Source organism: Spiroplasma endosymbiont of Seladonia tumulorum (assembly GCF_964020235.1).
GTDB lineage: Bacteria > Bacillota_I > Bacilli_A > Mycoplasmatales > Mycoplasmataceae > Spiroplasma.
On sequence record NZ_OZ026545.1, the window covers coordinates 1,218,402 to 1,233,491 of the forward strand.

Below are 15,090 nucleotides of genomic sequence, written 5' to 3' on the forward strand. Positions count from 1 at the left end.
GTGTTTTATATGGAAAATAATTTAAGTAATTTGTTATTTATAACAGTTGAAGATGTTAAAGAAAGTAAACTTTGACAGCCTATTAATGATAGAAAACAATCTGCTTATAATGATAATTTAATTTATAATGCTATTTTAAAAACTAGTTTATGAATGGATAGATTATCAGGTGGGACAATTTCCAATAAAATAAATAAAAAAGATTTATTTCCATGAGTAAAAAAAGATAATACTGGTTTAATTGAAAATGATAAATGATTAAGTTATATTCAATCTGCTTGTTTATTAGCAGTTATAAATTGATATTTACCAAAAGGAGTTAATGATTTAACTGGTAGTGCTTCATTTTCACAAGGTGGTGTTGCTTATTCACAAACTAATGATCCTGAGGCAAATGAAAATATTACTCGTGATGTTAAAAATGCTTTAAAATTAGCCGGTGAAATAATTGATATTATATCTAGTAAAACAGTATCTAGACCTTATAATTATAGTTTAGATAATTATGCTCATCCATGAGAAGAAGAATATAAACATATTAGTAAAAAAACTTTTTATCCAACATTATTATTTTGATTAAAAGATAGAATTGTTAAAGATAATAGTATTAATATTAGTTATCCTACAAAAAATGATTTTAGTAAAATTGATTATAATGAATATATTAAATTAGTCGTTCCGTTTGATAATGATACTATTTATGAAGAAAATGGTGTTTGAAAAGCAAAACAAAGTAATGAAATTCCATCGGATGTTATTAAAGATAGTTATTTAAATAAAAATTATATTGAAAAAGTTGATGATAAATATATTGTAAAAACATCACAAGATATTAATACTAAACAAGATAAATTAGTAAGCGGTACAAATATTAAAACTATTAATGGTTCTTCATTATTAGGCAGTGGTGATATATCTATTAGTGGTGGCAATGATTGAGAATTAATTAATTATCCAGAAGCAAACGAAAAATTAACATTTAAAATTCCAGATTATGATTTAACAAAATATTACTATAAAATATCAATTTCAATAACAGATTATGCATCTGCTAATAAATTTGTAACACATTATTTTGAAACAATATCACAAAAATCAATTTTTTCATTTTTAGCAGCTAATTCTTATGAAAGCATAATAATTAAGCAAGATGGATCAATTAAAAATGAAACAAATAATATTGTTATTAAAGATTTAACAATTAAAAGAAAATTAATAAATAATAGCGAATTAATGTCAAATGAACCACATTCTATTTATAATCGTGATATGGATATTGATTTACTTAAGTATCAAGAAGAAACATCGGACTCTTATGATATAGTGATAAGAAAAATAAATAGTGCAACAACTATTAATGAATTAAATTTATTTGAAAAACATCCAATATGAAGAATTATTTCAAATAATAGAAATGATATTAAAGAATTATTCAATAAAAAATGATTAGAATTAAATAAAAATGAATAAAAAATTAAATGAGGTAAATAATTATGAAACAAGATAAAACAACTTGATTAAAGGGTGCCTTACCTTGAAATTGATTTAAAAAAGACCCTATTCCGACTTATAATTGAACTCATAAAGATATTAGAGAATGAGAAAGAAAATATAAAATTCGTAGTTGAGTAGTTAGTTTTTATACATTGATATTTTTAGCATTAAATTGTTGATTAGAGTATGGGATGATTAATGGCATTAAAGACCAAATTAATTGGTATAATTATGGACAATATTGAGGTAATGGAATTGCTATTTTGATAACACCTTTATTTACACACGGAATTCAAGGTATATTTGTTGCTAGTAGTAAACTAAAAGTAGATATGAAAATTGATATACCAAGATTAAAAATATCTAAAATGGGATTAGTATTTACAATATTACCTTTAATTACTTTAATAATTTCTTTAATTATTATTTGAATTGATAAATCAAAATGAAAAAAAGACCATTTAAGACATTGTTTTGACTGCCGTATTAATCCGCGTGTCGTTCAACCACGAATAGCTAAACAATGAAATAATTTAGATGGCATAACAGAAGAAAAATTAAAAAATATACAAAATGAAAATATTAAAAAACAAAAACAAGAAGAAAATAAACAAGAATTAAATATAAACAAATAATTAAATTTTATTAAAATAGACTATATTTATAGGGGTGGTTGATATTTTTGGGTGGTTATATAGTTTAATTTATAAATTATTTTGTTCTGAAAGGATGGATGGCCACTGTTTGAGTAAGGATGAGAAAGGAAGTAAAAAAAATGTTAAATGATACATTAATGATTGCTTTACTTGTATTAGCGGGTGCTGGTGGAATGGGTAGTCTTGGTATTCTTGGATTATCTGCTAAGAAAATTAAAAAATATAAAGCAGAAATTAGAGAATTAAGAACAGCTGTTATTGCACACGAAAAACATTTACGAGGACCTGAATATGCAACAGAATTAGCACTTAAAACAGGTCAAATTAAAAATGTTAAAAAACAAGTTAAGGTAAACAACAAAAAACAAGAACAAAAAGATGCTATTAGACAACTAACAAATAGTATTTAAAAAAATAACCTTAATTGGTTATTTTTTATTTTTCTTTATTGTGTTTTATATAAAAATTAATAAGATGTTCTATTCGTTGTGAATAAGTATCAAAATTTAATTTATTTCAAACTTTTTCTTCATTTTCATTTAAGTAAACATTTATATTACGAATTTTACAAGAATAATATTTTCTTGTTTTTTGATTGTATGATTGTTTCATAATATATTACCTCTCATAATGAGCAATAATAATTGCATCGCGTAAATGATTACTTATTTTATCATTATTATAAAATCAACCCTTACCATATTGATAAGTTAAATTAGTATCTTTATCAAATTTTCATAAATAACTATCATTATATTTACTTAAATTTTCCATATTTTTAACCACTGATTTAGTATAACGGGGTGATATTCAATTAACATTATTTAATTCGTGTGTATCATATTTAATTACTCCAATTATTTTTAATAAATCATCACGGTCTTTTGAACCATTAGCATTTGTATATAAGCAATTTTCAATGTTTACAAGACAAACACTATTGCAGTGTTTAAATAATATATCTTTAATAAAATCAACTTGTTTTATTCATAAATAATTAGTAAATTCTAATTTTTCCTTTAATTTATTATCTTCATAAACAACAATAGCGGTAGTACCAGTTCCTGATGGGTCAATACCTATTTTTATCATTATCTTAAAAATCTTTCTTTAAATTGATAATAAAAATCTTCGCTTTGTTTTCTAATCAGAACTGGTGATAATTTTTCAACATTTAATTCTTCTTTTAATCAATTTTTACCTTTTGAAATAATATCTTGTTCTATTTTTGTATTTGTAATAAAATTTTTAATATTATTGAAATGCTGTTCACTCATTCAATTTGGATTTGAGTTGTTAATAATTTCTGTTTGTTCTTTTTCTTGTTTAGAATTAATTTTACTTATTTCACTATTATCGGGGTCTAATTCTTCGGTTGGTAAACCTAATAGTTTGCTTAAAACATATTTAACTCCATAAGTTAATGCTGACCCAATACTTTTAGCGGGGTCAGTATTTTTCCCTGTAAAAGGTCAATAAGTTTTAATTTCTTCTGTTTCTTTACATAAAGTTAATTCCATTTCAAAATATGGTATATCATTAATTACTTTTAAAGTATCTTTCACATAACTCCAAATATATGTAATATGATGCTTTTTAAATTCTTTTTTAACTAATTCTAATACTTGTGCTTCACCAAAATAGTTATAAATTGTTCTACCATTCATTTGCATTGTTTGGTTTTTTTCTAAATATAATGATAAATCGTGTTGTATTTCACCAATACTTACTATTAATGTTTTTTTAGTTTCTTGTGGCATTTTCTCATTCCTCTCTTTCTTGTCATATTAAAATTGCTTCTTTAATTTGTTCTAAATTTTGTTTAGTAATATCAACTTTTTCTTTAATTACTATTTTTAATTTTGGATTTATAATTATCATTAATATTTTTTTATTATCTATACAAAAGTCTTTTTCTAATAAATAATAAAGTTTTAATTGCCAAATATAGCGTTCAATATCTGTTTTCTCATTAGAACTAGTAATTTTTCAATCACATATTATATATTCATTATCAGTTGTTATTCCAATAAAATCAGTTGTCCCACACATTAAAGGACTATAAAGTGTTTTTTCAGTTTCATAATATTTAAATTTAATATCTTTAAAAGTTTCTTGATATAGTTTTGTAAAATTTTTAAATAATTCACGATGTGATTTTATTTCACAATCAATAAATTCAATTAATTCATCATCAAAATTATTTTTTATTCAAACATCAATCATATTATGTAAACATATTCCACGATTTTGTGCTAATTTTAAAATATTCTCATCAATTTGTGAAAAATCTTTTGGCACTAAAATATTAACAATTTTACTTACACTAGGTATTAAAATACTATACTTATGTAATTCATCATTAAAAATATATAAAGGTTTTAAATCTAATCTCATAAAATTGTTTCATCATTACCAATATTTTGATTATCATTATTAAATAATTCTTTTGTCTCAGATGAATTAAATTCTATTTTTTCTTGTGGTTTATCAGATTTTTTTAAATCATTATTTGTATGTAAAAATTCATAATTAGATACTTGAACTATTCATTCAGTTTTATTATCTTTATTTTTAAAAGATTTTAAAACACCAGTAATTGCTATTTGACTACCTTTTTGACAATATTTTTGTAAAGTAATTGCTTGTTTATTTCAAACTTGACAAGGAATAAAATCAGTTTCTTTTTGTTTTGAATATGGGCGAGTAATTGCTAAATTAAAAATAGTATATTCTTTTCCATTACTTGTTTTCTTAATTTCAATATCTTTTGTTGTTATACCAATTCCAATAAATTTATTCATTATTAAATTTCCTCCAAATTCTTTTCCATAATTAAAGTATCAATATATTCATAAGCACTTTCTTCTGAATGACATTCTTCTAATGCTTCATTAAATAAATCTTCTTCGGTATAAACTTTGCCATTTTCATCTTTTCACATATTATTCACATCCTTGTCATTTAATATTTTCATTTTCTAAATCAATAATAGTTGTTAATCATTCTTGTTGATTTTCAACATTAGCAGTAGTTTTTGCTTCTTCTAATGTATAAAAACAGCTCGTTTTAAAATCACTATATTTACTTTTCATTACCAATAAGTATCTTTTATTCATAATTTAATTCCTCCTAATTCTTTTTAGTATTTAATGCTCAATGTTCATCTGCAATATCTTCAAATGATACTGAATAACTTTTAAGCATTAATTCACTTAATTTATTTTCTTGATTGCATTCTTTATGAAAACAATAACCTCAATATCTTTTTTTAATACAAGTTTTATTTAACTTTTTCATATATACCTCCTAAATTATTCCTATGATTTTTGGGTCAATTTGCAATATTTTTCAACCATCAGAAGCTAAATCTAAAATATCGTTAATTTTGTAATATTGCATATAAGAAGCAATAACATCTCATTTATCTTTAAATAAATTTAAGTACATTTTGGCTCATTCTAAACATTGCAAATCATAATGTTTTTTATGATGTGAAATACGACAATTAATAGGTTGACAATTAACTCAATAAAATGATGTTGTTATTTCATTTCAAGTTTTATTAATATATTTACTTTTATATTCTGTCATTTATTTTTTCCTCCTAGTTTTAACTCGCTGGCACTCACTCCCAAGTGAAAGTGCCAAGCGAGAATTAGTTATATAAGTATTTATCTATTTACTTACTACGCCATCCGCCTCACTGGGGTGAGCGGTGGCGATATGTTAATTGTTTGAATGTTTAATAATCCACAGTTGTTTTTTAATATTGACGCCAGACATATATATGTCTTCCTTTATCCGTGCCCATTTGTGCTTTTGCTCTGGGATTTGACGTTCAGTTTTTAAATTAAAAATTCACTCGCATTTTAAAGGATTAAATGCTATAAAACTCCAACCAACCACACTTTTCGCAAATTTAATTGTAAAGTCACTATCTCTATTTTTATTGTCGTTTGATATTAACCTTGGACTTATTACGACTATCGCTTAGTTCTAATGAACCAGCGCCGATTTACATTTTTCCTCATACACTATTTCAGTACTTGCCTCGGCCGGCGGTGGAATAAAAACACTTAGTTATTTAAAATAACCGTTCCGCTCTGCATTAAGTTGTTTTATAAAATTTAAGTTTTAATAAACCAGTTTCATAATCAAAGATAATTTTTGAATTTTCTAAGCGTTTATAAAACCGCTTTTGTGTTTTATCTTTTACTTTATTCAATAAATCTTTATGTTTTTCACAAGTTCATAAAACTTTATTTGATAAAAATTCTTCGATAATGAATGATATTGCTTTATAGCAATTATCAACATCACATATTGTTTGTTGCTTATTAATTTTCATTACCTACTCCTTCCTTTATTAAGTTTTTTTATTAGCAAATTAATTAACTGAAACAGAGAAAGGACAACACCTTAAAATTGGAGAAAAAACAGGTACACTTTATAAAGATTTCTAAGATATTTAATAAATGTGTAAACAACTTAAAGAGGGTATCAAAAAGTTGTAATAAAAGTTTCTATTTTAAGAATTTAAGATGCTGTCCTTTCTCTGAATCAATTAATAATTTTGGTTTAACAAATAAAAAAACCATTTTAGTAAATGGTTTAATTTATTATTTCTATTCAATTTCTATGTATTTGTTAAAACCCTTCTTTTTTCCATGCGACCTTAAATTAGTTTTAATATATTCCATATCTTTACCACTATTTAATAGTTCTTCAACTAATTTACGATTTTCTTGTGGTATTTGTGATAACTCATATTCTTTTATTTTTGACTGATAATTATTAATTTGTTCTAAATATTCTTTTTCAGTTTCTGATTTAATACGAGTTTCTGCGCTTGGTAAGACACTAGATAATACTTGTTTTTCTTTTTGTTCTAATAAAGCATTAATTTCATCTTGTGTCATATTTTCTTTATATTCATATTTAAAGTTTGACATAACTTTAATCCCTCCATTATTTTTTATAGAAAATTTCAAAAACTATCGTCACCATCTTACCATCATTTTAATTTTTGTAAACTTGTGGATATTTTTTCTTAATTTCAGTTCTAGTTTCTTCAATACCTTTTTTAAAACCTTTTTCATATTGATCTAAATATTCTTTTTGATTATTAACGCCATAATCATAAGTTTCTTTCATTAATTCTTGGAATATTTTAGTATGTTCTTCACACACAGGAACACCAATACCATTTCAATTTTTACTTACTTTTTTAAAACACTCTTTGCCATCAATTATCATTCAACAAATATTTTTATCTATTCGCATTTTTTCAATATTTCTTTTAATTTGTTTCTTTGCCATAATTAATCTTTTCCTTTCAATATTTTTTCTGCAAACTGTGAAACAGTTTCTATTGCTGTATCTTTATCTACTTTTTTAATTTCTAAATCTTTAATAAATTTATTTTCAGTTCTTTCATAACTACCATTTGCTTTTAAATATGCTTTACACAAAAACATAATAATTAATCTACCAATAGATCAAATAATTAAAGGCATTAAACCTAAAATAATAAATATAATACCTAATTTTCTTTTACGAATTAAATGATTACCTTGTGATTTAATATTTTTATCTATTTTAGGTTTACGACCAATTCACATTAAAATACCTTGAATACCTAATAAAGTAATATGGCCAAATCCTAAACCAATAATATTACTTGATGACATAATACTATCTCAACTAAAACCATTAAATTGACCACTTTTAAATGCTCAGGTTCAACCTAATGCAAAAAATGTATTATAAATTAATGCTCATCATAAATGAGTAAATCCACTCATAAATCTATCTCACTTAAATAATATATATTCTTTATAATTCTTTTATCTAAATCAATTACATAGTTATTTTTATTTCAAAATTGTAGAAACCACACACATTTTGTACTTTTGTGGTATTTACATTTTTAGAAACAAATTTTATTAATATTTTAAATAAGGAGTTGAAATTATGCAAACAAAGCAATATTTTATTTTGCGGTCGTTAGTGAAAAAGTGTGGTAAAGATATTGTTATTAATACTGTCAATAAGATTGCAAAAGATATTGAAATTAAAAAGTAAAAGAATAAATTATTCCGCGTAATTTATTAGCGGATAATTTATTCAATAATGTTTTTTAAGTGGAGCAAAGCGACAACGAGCGGAGCGAGTTTACAAATTTCAATTTTTTAATTTATTGAAAGGAGTTATATAATGCCAGTATGATTAACATGGATATTTAGTATTTTGATTTTGTTAGGTATTTTTGCGTGAATTGGTTTATCAATTTATCAAAAAATTCGACAAATTCAAGGAAAGAAAAAAGAAAAAAAAGAATTTGAAAAAAAGGAGGATAGAAAATAATGAATTTTTTAGCAGATGCAGTTACTTTTGGGACTGGAATGAATTCCATTTGAACTGGGTTAGGTAATGCAATGGGTAAAGTAAAAGATGCCGTATATGGTATTTTACCGCAATTAATGACCTTTTTAGGTGATGCGTGAATTATTTTAATTCCATTTGGATTATTTATTATCATTAAAATATTAAACTTTTTCCGTCATATGGTTAAAGGATTTTAATAGAATATAACATTATATTCTAAGTTATTTTAAACAAAACTAAGGCACACTAGTTTATTTATTTTTTATTAATTTATTTTATATAACTATTACTTTAAAACTTAATAGTATTTTTCAGTGTGCTAATTTTTACTATTTTATATATTTAACATTGTTAATAACATTGTTTATTAAACATTAAATAAACAATATATTAGCATTATGTATAACATTGTTAATAATCAATGTTTTTATCAATAAATAAACAATATATAAACATTAAATATAACATTGTTTATTAAACAAACATTTAGTTAGGAGATGATAAGTAATGATTAATTATTTTGAATATAAATGTAAAACTTGTTTTAATGATATGAAAAGATTACGATTTTATGAATTTTATTGTTTAAATTGTTATGAAGGAGTTGAAAAAATTGAGTAGTTTTGTTAAGAAAAATCAAAATATAGAAAATTATTTTATTAGCAAGGAACTTATCCCTTTTGAAACAGATAAAGCAAGTTTTATAAATTTACCTAATCATAATCGCCACATTGGTTTTTGATTGAGTAATAAGTTTATTTATCCTAGTCAAAAACATTCTAAACAAGTAGCAATCGGTTTAATTTATGATAATTCTTATTCTATTGTAAAATATGATGAAAATTTAAAACGACATGTTTGGAAATATTCAACTGGAACACAAATAATTAATTTCTATAATCAATATAAACAAAATTATTTTATACAAATGAAAAAATCATTATTCCCTGGTGAACCTCAAAAAGTAAAAACAAATAACAACAATAATTTAATAAATTGAAATGATGAAAAAGTAGAACAATTAATTCGTGATTTGGAGGAATTATAAAATGGAAGTTAAATCAATAAAAGAAGAACAAAGAGAAGATAGAATAAAGTACGAAAAAAATAAAGGTTATAAATTATGTGATAATGGTTATATTATTTATAATTCAAATGAACATTATTTTAAATTATTTGGTTGTTCTAACAAATTTATAAAAGCAAAAGTTTATTTTATAAAGTTTGGTGGCGAATATGAGATTGCATTTTTATGTAAAAAATGTTATAAAAAATGTAAAAAATTCTTATCTTATCAGTTTTTAGAAATTTTAGATGAGGAATGTTACAAAAAACCCGTGGAATTTAGTATGTTTAGTTTTGATTATGAAAATGAATATAAATATGATAGAGGTTTTTTATAATGAGTTTATATAATTATTGAGTTCAATTTGTTAGTTATATTATTGGTTCAAATGCCCCTGAATTTTTATATGTTATATCATTTGTATTATTTATTGTTTTATTTTTTGGAATGTTTTTTAAACTTATTCAAAAAATGTGGAGTTTTTAAAAATGCAAAATGATTGAGAAAAATTAAAAGAGTTTTTATTCATGTCTTTTTGTTTATAGATAAAACAAATGTTGAAAAAATAACAACTTGAAATTTAACTCAAAATGAATATTTAACTTTGATGGTTGGTGTTTGAATTGTAATTTTGTTTTTAACTTGATTTTTGTTGTGAATGATTTTTAAAATAGTTGGGTATTTTAAGTAATGAAAAAGTTTGTATTTTTTCTAATAAATTTTTGTTATATTAGTGGTTCAATGGTTTTTTTAGTTTAATTGATTTGTTACTTTGAATAATTTCATTAAATTATACTGGTTTAGTATTTTGATTATTATTTGTTTTACAATGTGTTTATTTTGTGTGATGAGTTTGAAAAAATGTTTTTTATCAGTTAAATGTCTTTCGTTTAGTTTACTTTATTTGAGATAATCCATTATTTGTAATTATTGGTAAATTAGGAACTGGTAAAACATTGCTTTTAACTTTTCTATCACAAGTTATGAAACTTTTAACGAATAAAATTTATAGTAATTATCCAATCGAAGATGATGCAATAAAACTTTTAACTTTTAATAATTTAGATTTTACTGATAGAACTAAATTAGTCCCACCTGATGATAGTTTAATTTTGTTTGATGAGAGTTTTTTATATATTGATGGAACTAGTCCCCACGAAGTTAAAAAAGTTCATGGTGGTAAAAGTGTGTGAATTGTTTTAGCAAGACATTTTAAAAATAGATCGATTTTTACTGTACAGCGTGAAGGTATGATGTGAAATAATATTCGTCATTTAGCAAGTGGTATTATTATTCCTATTTCATTGAAAAAACCCGTTAAGTCAAAATTAGGTAATATTTTTAATCGTAGTTTTGTTATGCGAATTGGTATTTTCCAAGATATTACAGATTATGAAATTTGAAAAACAAAATCAGTAGAACGAACAGCAGAAGGTAAAAGAGCAAAACATAAGTCGGATGTTGGATTAGGAATTCGGTTTTTTAAGATAATTATTCCGCTTGAATTTGCTAATAAATATGATAGTCATTGATTATCATTTGTCCGTGATTTAAAAAATGATGAAGTTGTTAATAAAAAAGAATATTTTTGAAAAGATATATCAAAATTAAATAATAAACAACGCTTAGAATTGTTTGATATTGATATTTTGAAAGAAAATTTAAAAGCAAAAAAACATAATAAAAAATAATTAAATTATTTATTTCAATTATATATTCTTATTAATGCTCATATAATTACATATAAAATTTGAATAATTAAAAGTATTATTTGATGTTTAATTATTATTGCTGCTTTTAAATCTTGGAATTGTATTCCTCAATTTAAAATTTGTAAAATAAAATGTATTAATGATTCTATTTTATTGTTTTCATTAGGTACTCAATTTATTACTATTGCATTAATAATTCATGCAACAATAATTTCTATTCAAATAATGTCAAATATATGTATTAATTTTTGCAAAATAGATTTTCTCCAATTCGTATAGAAAGGTTTTTAATATGAAAAATAAATTTAAATTTTTAAAATTAAATTGATGAAAAATAATTATTTATATTTTAATAAATTTATTAGGATTATTTTTATTATACTTTATAAATATAAATGAATTAAAATTTTTGATAAAAAATTTAGGTTTTATTGGAAATTTAATTTGTATTGGTTATTTATTAATATGAAATGTTTTATTTAATTTTTTAATTTATATAATTGAGTTTTTTATAAAAATGAAGAAAGGAAAGATAAAAAATGAGTAATTTATTAAGTGAAAGCGTTAATAATGATAATTGAAATAAGATTTTTAGTTTTATTTTTGATACTTTTTTATTTGTTTTTGATGTGATTTGAAATACTAAATTACCAATGACAAATATAACGATTGCTTATTTTTTAATCTTTTTTATGGTTATTAAGCTATCAATTTATGCAATTCACGGAACATCAACTAATTATAACGATTTAGGTTCAACAGTTAAAAGCGGTGTTATTAATAGTTCTAAACTATATGGTGCTACTGTTCGGAGTGTTTCTAGTACTAAACAAGGTTTACAAAAACATATTAAAGAACGAAAACAATTTAAAGTTAGTCGCAATAAACAACAATTATCAAGTTTAGCAAGACAAGCAAAAACAAGAGAATTAGGTTTTAAAAGAATTCATACCACTAAAAGAATAAAAAAATAAGTAAGGAGTTGATTTTATATGATTAAGTTAGTTTTATTGGTAGCGGCAATCGCTATATTTGGAACTGGTTTTATTACAGTTATTATTAATCAGTTGACATCAGCAAAAAATATTATTATGGATTTATATAATTCTGATACTTGGTTGTTATCTATTTTTGGTAAAATGGCGATTTTATTTAGTCATCCGTTAATGTTAACAATATCAAGTTTATATATTATTGGTTTTATTATTTCAAAAACATTGTATAATTTAGGAGTAAATTTATGAAAAGTAATGTAGAAAATAAAAAAGAAAAGAAACAAAATGGTTTATTTATTTCTTGGGTTGATTTAATTTTATATTTTATTATTAGTTGTTTATTAGCGTTTGTATGTATTTTAGATACAGTTTCAACGATTGATGAATTAAAAGAGAAATATGTTGGTATAAATGGTTATATATTTTATGGTTTATGATTTGATATATTATGAGATATTTTAATAATCCATTATTTTTATGGTTATTTATTTAATGAAATTATTAAATTAATAAAAGAACATCGTAAAAATAAGTTGGTAAAAAATAATGCGTAAGTTTTTAGTATTATTTTCGTTTATACCAATTTTATTGATTTCTTTTTTCTCATTAGGGGCGATGACATTACAACAAAACCATCAATCATAACAAACAGCAGAAAAAGCAAGAACAAAGCGAAGTGTAGAAACTGGTATAAATGAAACTGATTTTATTAATACGATGTTTTTACGCAGTACTTTTTTGAAAATTGAAGCGATACCAATTACTTTATTAATCCGACTTTAAAAACATCAAAATTATTAACTTATAATGATAAATGATACTTAGATTTTTTAAAGGATAGTTATTCAACTGGTGTTTCTTACGATAAACCTAGTGATAAATTTATGGATTTATATAAAAATTGAGATAATTATGCTAGACAATATAACATTAACAAATTTTATGATGTTGATAAAAAACAATTTTTAAAAGAATTGACCAATTTTATTTATTCTTTTACAAATAAATATAATTTAACGCAAATGTTAAATAAATTAAAAACAAATATAAATAATTTACAATCGGTTAATTTAATTGAAGATAATTGAAAATTAGTTAAAGATATTAAAAACGAATTTAAAGAAAAAAATAATAAATGATATTTCTTTTGTATTGAACGAACTGATTTCACATTAAAGAAATATTATTCTACTTCATTATGAGAAAATAACGGTATTAATATAGAATATAATAATGCAAAAAATATTAAAATAGGATTTGAAACTATTAAAATTATTGATATTAAATCAATCTATCGTTGAGATGGTAATGGTGAACCACAAACACCCCAAATTGATACAAATACAGGTAAAATTACAGATTGAAGTGTTAAAAATCAAAATAAAGTTAAAGATTTTTTAAATAAGTACTTAGATGTTATTATTAAAGAAAATATTAGAGTTCAGCAAGGTGGTAATCCTAATTATGAGAGTTCTATTGTTGGAACACAACGAATAATTTTTGATTTTGAAATTATTAATAATTTGGACAAGTCTAGTACTGGTACTATTTTAACTAAAAAATCAATTTATCGGATGGTTTTAACAATTGATAAAGATAATAATATTATTGCTGGTAGTTTAGAATTAATACATCTTAAACAATATTGGAATGGTTATGATTATAATAGTTATCGGTATACTGATGATTTAGGGTTTTTATTTTCTTTTATAAAAGATAAAGAAAATATCTTTAATTTTAGTGCTGAAACTTATAATTATTATCAGGGTAATAGTCCTAATACTGGTAAAGAAGTTTTTGAACAGATGAAAGGACAAATTGACATTAATAAATTTTTAAAAGCCTTTTTTGCATATGCTTTGGTACCTGTGTTTCAAAATCGGAGTAATTTTATAGAAAGTGGTTATATTGATAATTTACAATATGATACTGTTTTAATTAATTTTTTTGGTTTAAAATTAGTTAATTTTAGAGATGTTTTAATTGATGAAAAAAATACTAATAAAAATCAATTTGAAAAATTATTAAATAGTATGTTTACAGTTTCACAAAATTTTTATAAGGATTATTTACGAACAATTTTTGATTTAGAAAATAATACTTATACACAAGGATATAATAAAAAATATGGTTTATTATCCAATAATGGTTTTAAAATTTATCCGCGTTATTTTTATTTTTCAGATAAATATAAATCATTAGATTTTAAGATGTATTCTGCTTATAAAAATCGGTTTTATAATACAAATTATGGAGATGTATTTAATTATAATTTTTCAGTTGCAAATAATTATAATATTAATCAAAATGAAGGTTATGTTTTTGAAGGTGCTTTAAAAAAAATATGGTTTAAAATATAAAAAAATGGAAAAACAAAAAATCGGTTATAATGTTTTTGAATTACAAGCCCAAAAAGAAAATGACATGTATCGTTATTATGATTTTAATTTTGGAATTTATAACTGACAAGAAATAAATAACGGTGGATTATTCCCTGATAGTCAGTGATGACAAGCACAATATGAAAGTTGTAGTTGATATAATTTGGCGTGTCATATTCGTAATGCGGCAATTTGAATTGTGAATAATATTCCAGGTATAAAACAAGTAAACGAATTAGCGAGTGGTGTTGGGAAGATTTTTCAAACAATTTATAGTTTTTTTAGTTAAACATTCGAAGTATGAAAATTTAGTCCTGCATTATATAGTACAATAACTAATTTATTCTTATTAATTATATTTATGAAATTTGTGCGATTAATATAAAAAAGGACTAT

Annotated in this window: 24 protein-coding genes and 3 pseudogenes; 13 read left to right on the forward strand and 14 right to left on the reverse strand. The window is 22.7% G+C overall.

Annotated features, from left to right (window positions below; genetic code table 4):
* Positions 1 to 9: 9 nt before the first annotated feature.
* The 3 genes from AACL22_RS07755 to AACL22_RS07765 all read left to right on the forward strand — a co-directional run bounded on the left by AACL22_RS07755 (position 10) and on the right by AACL22_RS07765 (position 2,560).
* Positions 10 to 1,470: a hypothetical protein gene (locus AACL22_RS07755; protein WP_338991062.1), complete on the forward strand. Its 1,461-nt coding sequence runs from the start codon at positions 10 to 12 to the stop codon at positions 1,468 to 1,470.
* A 23-nt stretch (positions 1,471 to 1,493) separates the two neighbouring features.
* Positions 1,494 to 2,129, forward strand: coding sequence for a hypothetical protein (locus AACL22_RS07760; RefSeq protein WP_338991064.1), 636 nt, complete (start codon positions 1,494 to 1,496; stop codon positions 2,127 to 2,129).
* A gap of 140 nt (positions 2,130 to 2,269) precedes the next feature.
* Positions 2,270 to 2,560 (forward strand): hypothetical protein, encoded by a 291-nt coding sequence (locus tag AACL22_RS07765; RefSeq protein ID WP_338988712.1) that lies wholly within the window; start codon positions 2,270 to 2,272, stop codon positions 2,558 to 2,560.
* A gap of 25 nt (positions 2,561 to 2,585) precedes the next feature.
* Here AACL22_RS07765 and AACL22_RS07770 read toward each other — a convergent pair whose 3' ends face one another.
* The 13 genes from AACL22_RS07770 to AACL22_RS07830 form a co-directional block, all read right to left on the reverse strand.
* A complete protein-coding gene (locus tag AACL22_RS07770) occupies positions 2,586 to 2,762 on the reverse strand; it encodes a hypothetical protein (protein WP_338988709.1) in 177 nt (58 codons plus the stop codon).
* Between the two features lie 6 nt (positions 2,763 to 2,768).
* Positions 2,769 to 3,242, reverse strand: a complete 474-nt coding sequence (locus AACL22_RS07775; protein ID WP_338988706.1) for a hypothetical protein — start codon at positions 3,240 to 3,242, stop codon at positions 2,769 to 2,771.
* A complete protein-coding gene (locus tag AACL22_RS07780; protein WP_338991067.1) occupies positions 3,242 to 3,910 on the reverse strand; it encodes an ERF family protein in 669 nt (222 codons plus the stop codon). The genes AACL22_RS07775 and AACL22_RS07780 overlap by 1 nt, the downstream gene beginning before the upstream one ends.
* Complete coding sequence (locus tag AACL22_RS07785) at positions 3,894 to 4,547, reverse strand: hypothetical protein (RefSeq protein ID WP_338988702.1); 654 nt, start codon at positions 4,545 to 4,547, stop codon at positions 3,894 to 3,896. Before AACL22_RS07785 ends, AACL22_RS07780 begins: the two co-directional genes overlap by 17 nt.
* On the reverse strand, positions 4,538 to 4,954 hold the full coding sequence (locus tag AACL22_RS07790) for a single-stranded DNA-binding protein (RefSeq protein ID WP_338988701.1): 417 nt from the start codon (positions 4,952 to 4,954) through the stop codon (positions 4,538 to 4,540). Before AACL22_RS07790 ends, AACL22_RS07785 begins: the two co-directional genes overlap by 10 nt.
* 2 nt (positions 4,955 to 4,956) lie before the next feature.
* Complete coding sequence (locus AACL22_RS07795; RefSeq protein ID WP_338988699.1) at positions 4,957 to 5,094, reverse strand: hypothetical protein; 138 nt, start codon at positions 5,092 to 5,094, stop codon at positions 4,957 to 4,959.
* A gap of 1 nt (position 5,095) precedes the next feature.
* Complete coding sequence (locus tag AACL22_RS07800) at positions 5,096 to 5,269, reverse strand: hypothetical protein (protein ID WP_338988935.1); 174 nt, start codon at positions 5,267 to 5,269, stop codon at positions 5,096 to 5,098.
* 13 nt (positions 5,270 to 5,282) lie between these two features.
* On the reverse strand, positions 5,283 to 5,450 hold the full coding sequence (locus tag AACL22_RS07805) for a hypothetical protein (RefSeq protein ID WP_338991069.1): 168 nt from the start codon (positions 5,448 to 5,450) through the stop codon (positions 5,283 to 5,285).
* 9 nt (positions 5,451 to 5,459) lie between these two features.
* Positions 5,460 to 5,744, reverse strand: a complete 285-nt coding sequence (locus AACL22_RS07810; RefSeq protein WP_338991072.1) for a hypothetical protein — start codon at positions 5,742 to 5,744, stop codon at positions 5,460 to 5,462.
* Positions 5,745 to 6,261: 517 nt separating this feature from the next.
* Positions 6,262 to 6,501, reverse strand: coding sequence for a hypothetical protein (locus AACL22_RS07815; protein ID WP_338991075.1), 240 nt, complete (start codon positions 6,499 to 6,501; stop codon positions 6,262 to 6,264).
* A 277-nt stretch (positions 6,502 to 6,778) separates the two neighbouring features.
* Positions 6,779 to 7,105 (reverse strand): hypothetical protein, encoded by a 327-nt coding sequence (locus tag AACL22_RS07820; protein ID WP_338991076.1) that lies wholly within the window; start codon positions 7,103 to 7,105, stop codon positions 6,779 to 6,781.
* Positions 7,106 to 7,172: 67 nt separating this feature from the next.
* Positions 7,173 to 7,472, reverse strand: a complete 300-nt coding sequence (locus AACL22_RS07825; protein ID WP_338991078.1) for a hypothetical protein — start codon at positions 7,470 to 7,472, stop codon at positions 7,173 to 7,175.
* A gap of 2 nt (positions 7,473 to 7,474) precedes the next feature.
* Entirely contained in the window at positions 7,475 to 7,957 is a 483-nt protein-coding gene (locus tag AACL22_RS07830) for a hypothetical protein (RefSeq protein WP_338991081.1), read from the reverse strand.
* Between the two features lie 412 nt (positions 7,958 to 8,369).
* Between AACL22_RS07830 and AACL22_RS07835 the strand changes: the two genes are divergently transcribed.
* From AACL22_RS07835 to AACL22_RS07860, 6 genes and pseudogenes are all read left to right on the forward strand, one after another.
* A complete protein-coding gene (locus AACL22_RS07835; protein ID WP_338991084.1) occupies positions 8,370 to 8,519 on the forward strand; it encodes a hypothetical protein in 150 nt (49 codons plus the stop codon).
* Entirely contained in the window at positions 8,519 to 8,737 is a 219-nt protein-coding gene (locus tag AACL22_RS07840) for a hypothetical protein (RefSeq protein ID WP_338991086.1), read from the forward strand. Before AACL22_RS07835 ends, AACL22_RS07840 begins: the two co-directional genes overlap by 1 nt.
* Positions 8,738 to 9,153: 416 nt before the next feature.
* On the forward strand, positions 9,154 to 9,588 hold the full coding sequence (locus AACL22_RS07845; RefSeq protein WP_338991089.1) for a DUF3627 domain-containing protein: 435 nt from the start codon (positions 9,154 to 9,156) through the stop codon (positions 9,586 to 9,588).
* 1 nt (position 9,589) lies between these two features.
* Complete coding sequence (locus AACL22_RS07850; RefSeq protein WP_338991091.1) at positions 9,590 to 9,943, forward strand: hypothetical protein; 354 nt, start codon at positions 9,590 to 9,592, stop codon at positions 9,941 to 9,943.
* A gap of 151 nt (positions 9,944 to 10,094) precedes the next feature.
* Positions 10,095 to 10,297: pseudogene (locus tag AACL22_RS07855) on the forward strand (DUF2649 family protein).
* Positions 10,297 to 11,297: pseudogene (locus tag AACL22_RS07860) on the forward strand (hypothetical protein). The pseudogenes AACL22_RS07855 and AACL22_RS07860 overlap by 1 nt, the downstream one beginning before the upstream one ends.
* A 5-nt stretch (positions 11,298 to 11,302) precedes the next feature.
* On the opposite strand, the gene AACL22_RS07865 reads toward AACL22_RS07860, so the two are convergent.
* The gene (locus AACL22_RS07865; protein ID WP_338991096.1) at positions 11,303 to 11,572 is read right to left on the reverse strand and encodes a hypothetical protein; all 270 of its coding nucleotides are present in this window, start codon (positions 11,570 to 11,572) and stop codon (positions 11,303 to 11,305) included.
* Positions 11,573 to 11,857: 285 nt separating this feature from the next.
* Between AACL22_RS07865 and AACL22_RS07870 the strand changes: the two genes are divergently transcribed.
* The 4 genes and pseudogenes from AACL22_RS07870 to AACL22_RS07885 form a co-directional block, all read left to right on the forward strand.
* Positions 11,858 to 12,292 carry a hypothetical protein gene (locus AACL22_RS07870; protein ID WP_338991099.1) on the forward strand — a complete coding sequence of 145 codons (435 nt, stop codon included), beginning with the start codon at positions 11,858 to 11,860 and terminating at the stop codon, positions 12,290 to 12,292.
* A gap of 18 nt (positions 12,293 to 12,310) precedes the next feature.
* Entirely contained in the window at positions 12,311 to 12,574 is a 264-nt protein-coding gene (locus AACL22_RS07875) for a hypothetical protein (RefSeq protein WP_338991102.1), read from the forward strand.
* Positions 12,559 to 12,867, forward strand: a complete 309-nt coding sequence (locus AACL22_RS07880) for a hypothetical protein (protein WP_338991104.1) — start codon at positions 12,559 to 12,561, stop codon at positions 12,865 to 12,867. The genes AACL22_RS07875 and AACL22_RS07880 overlap by 16 nt, the downstream gene beginning before the upstream one ends.
* A gap of 130 nt (positions 12,868 to 12,997) precedes the next feature.
* Positions 12,998 to 15,079: pseudogene (locus AACL22_RS07885) on the forward strand (spiroplasma phage ORF1-like family protein); the annotation flags it as partial.
* Positions 15,080 to 15,090: the final 11 nt, after the last annotated feature.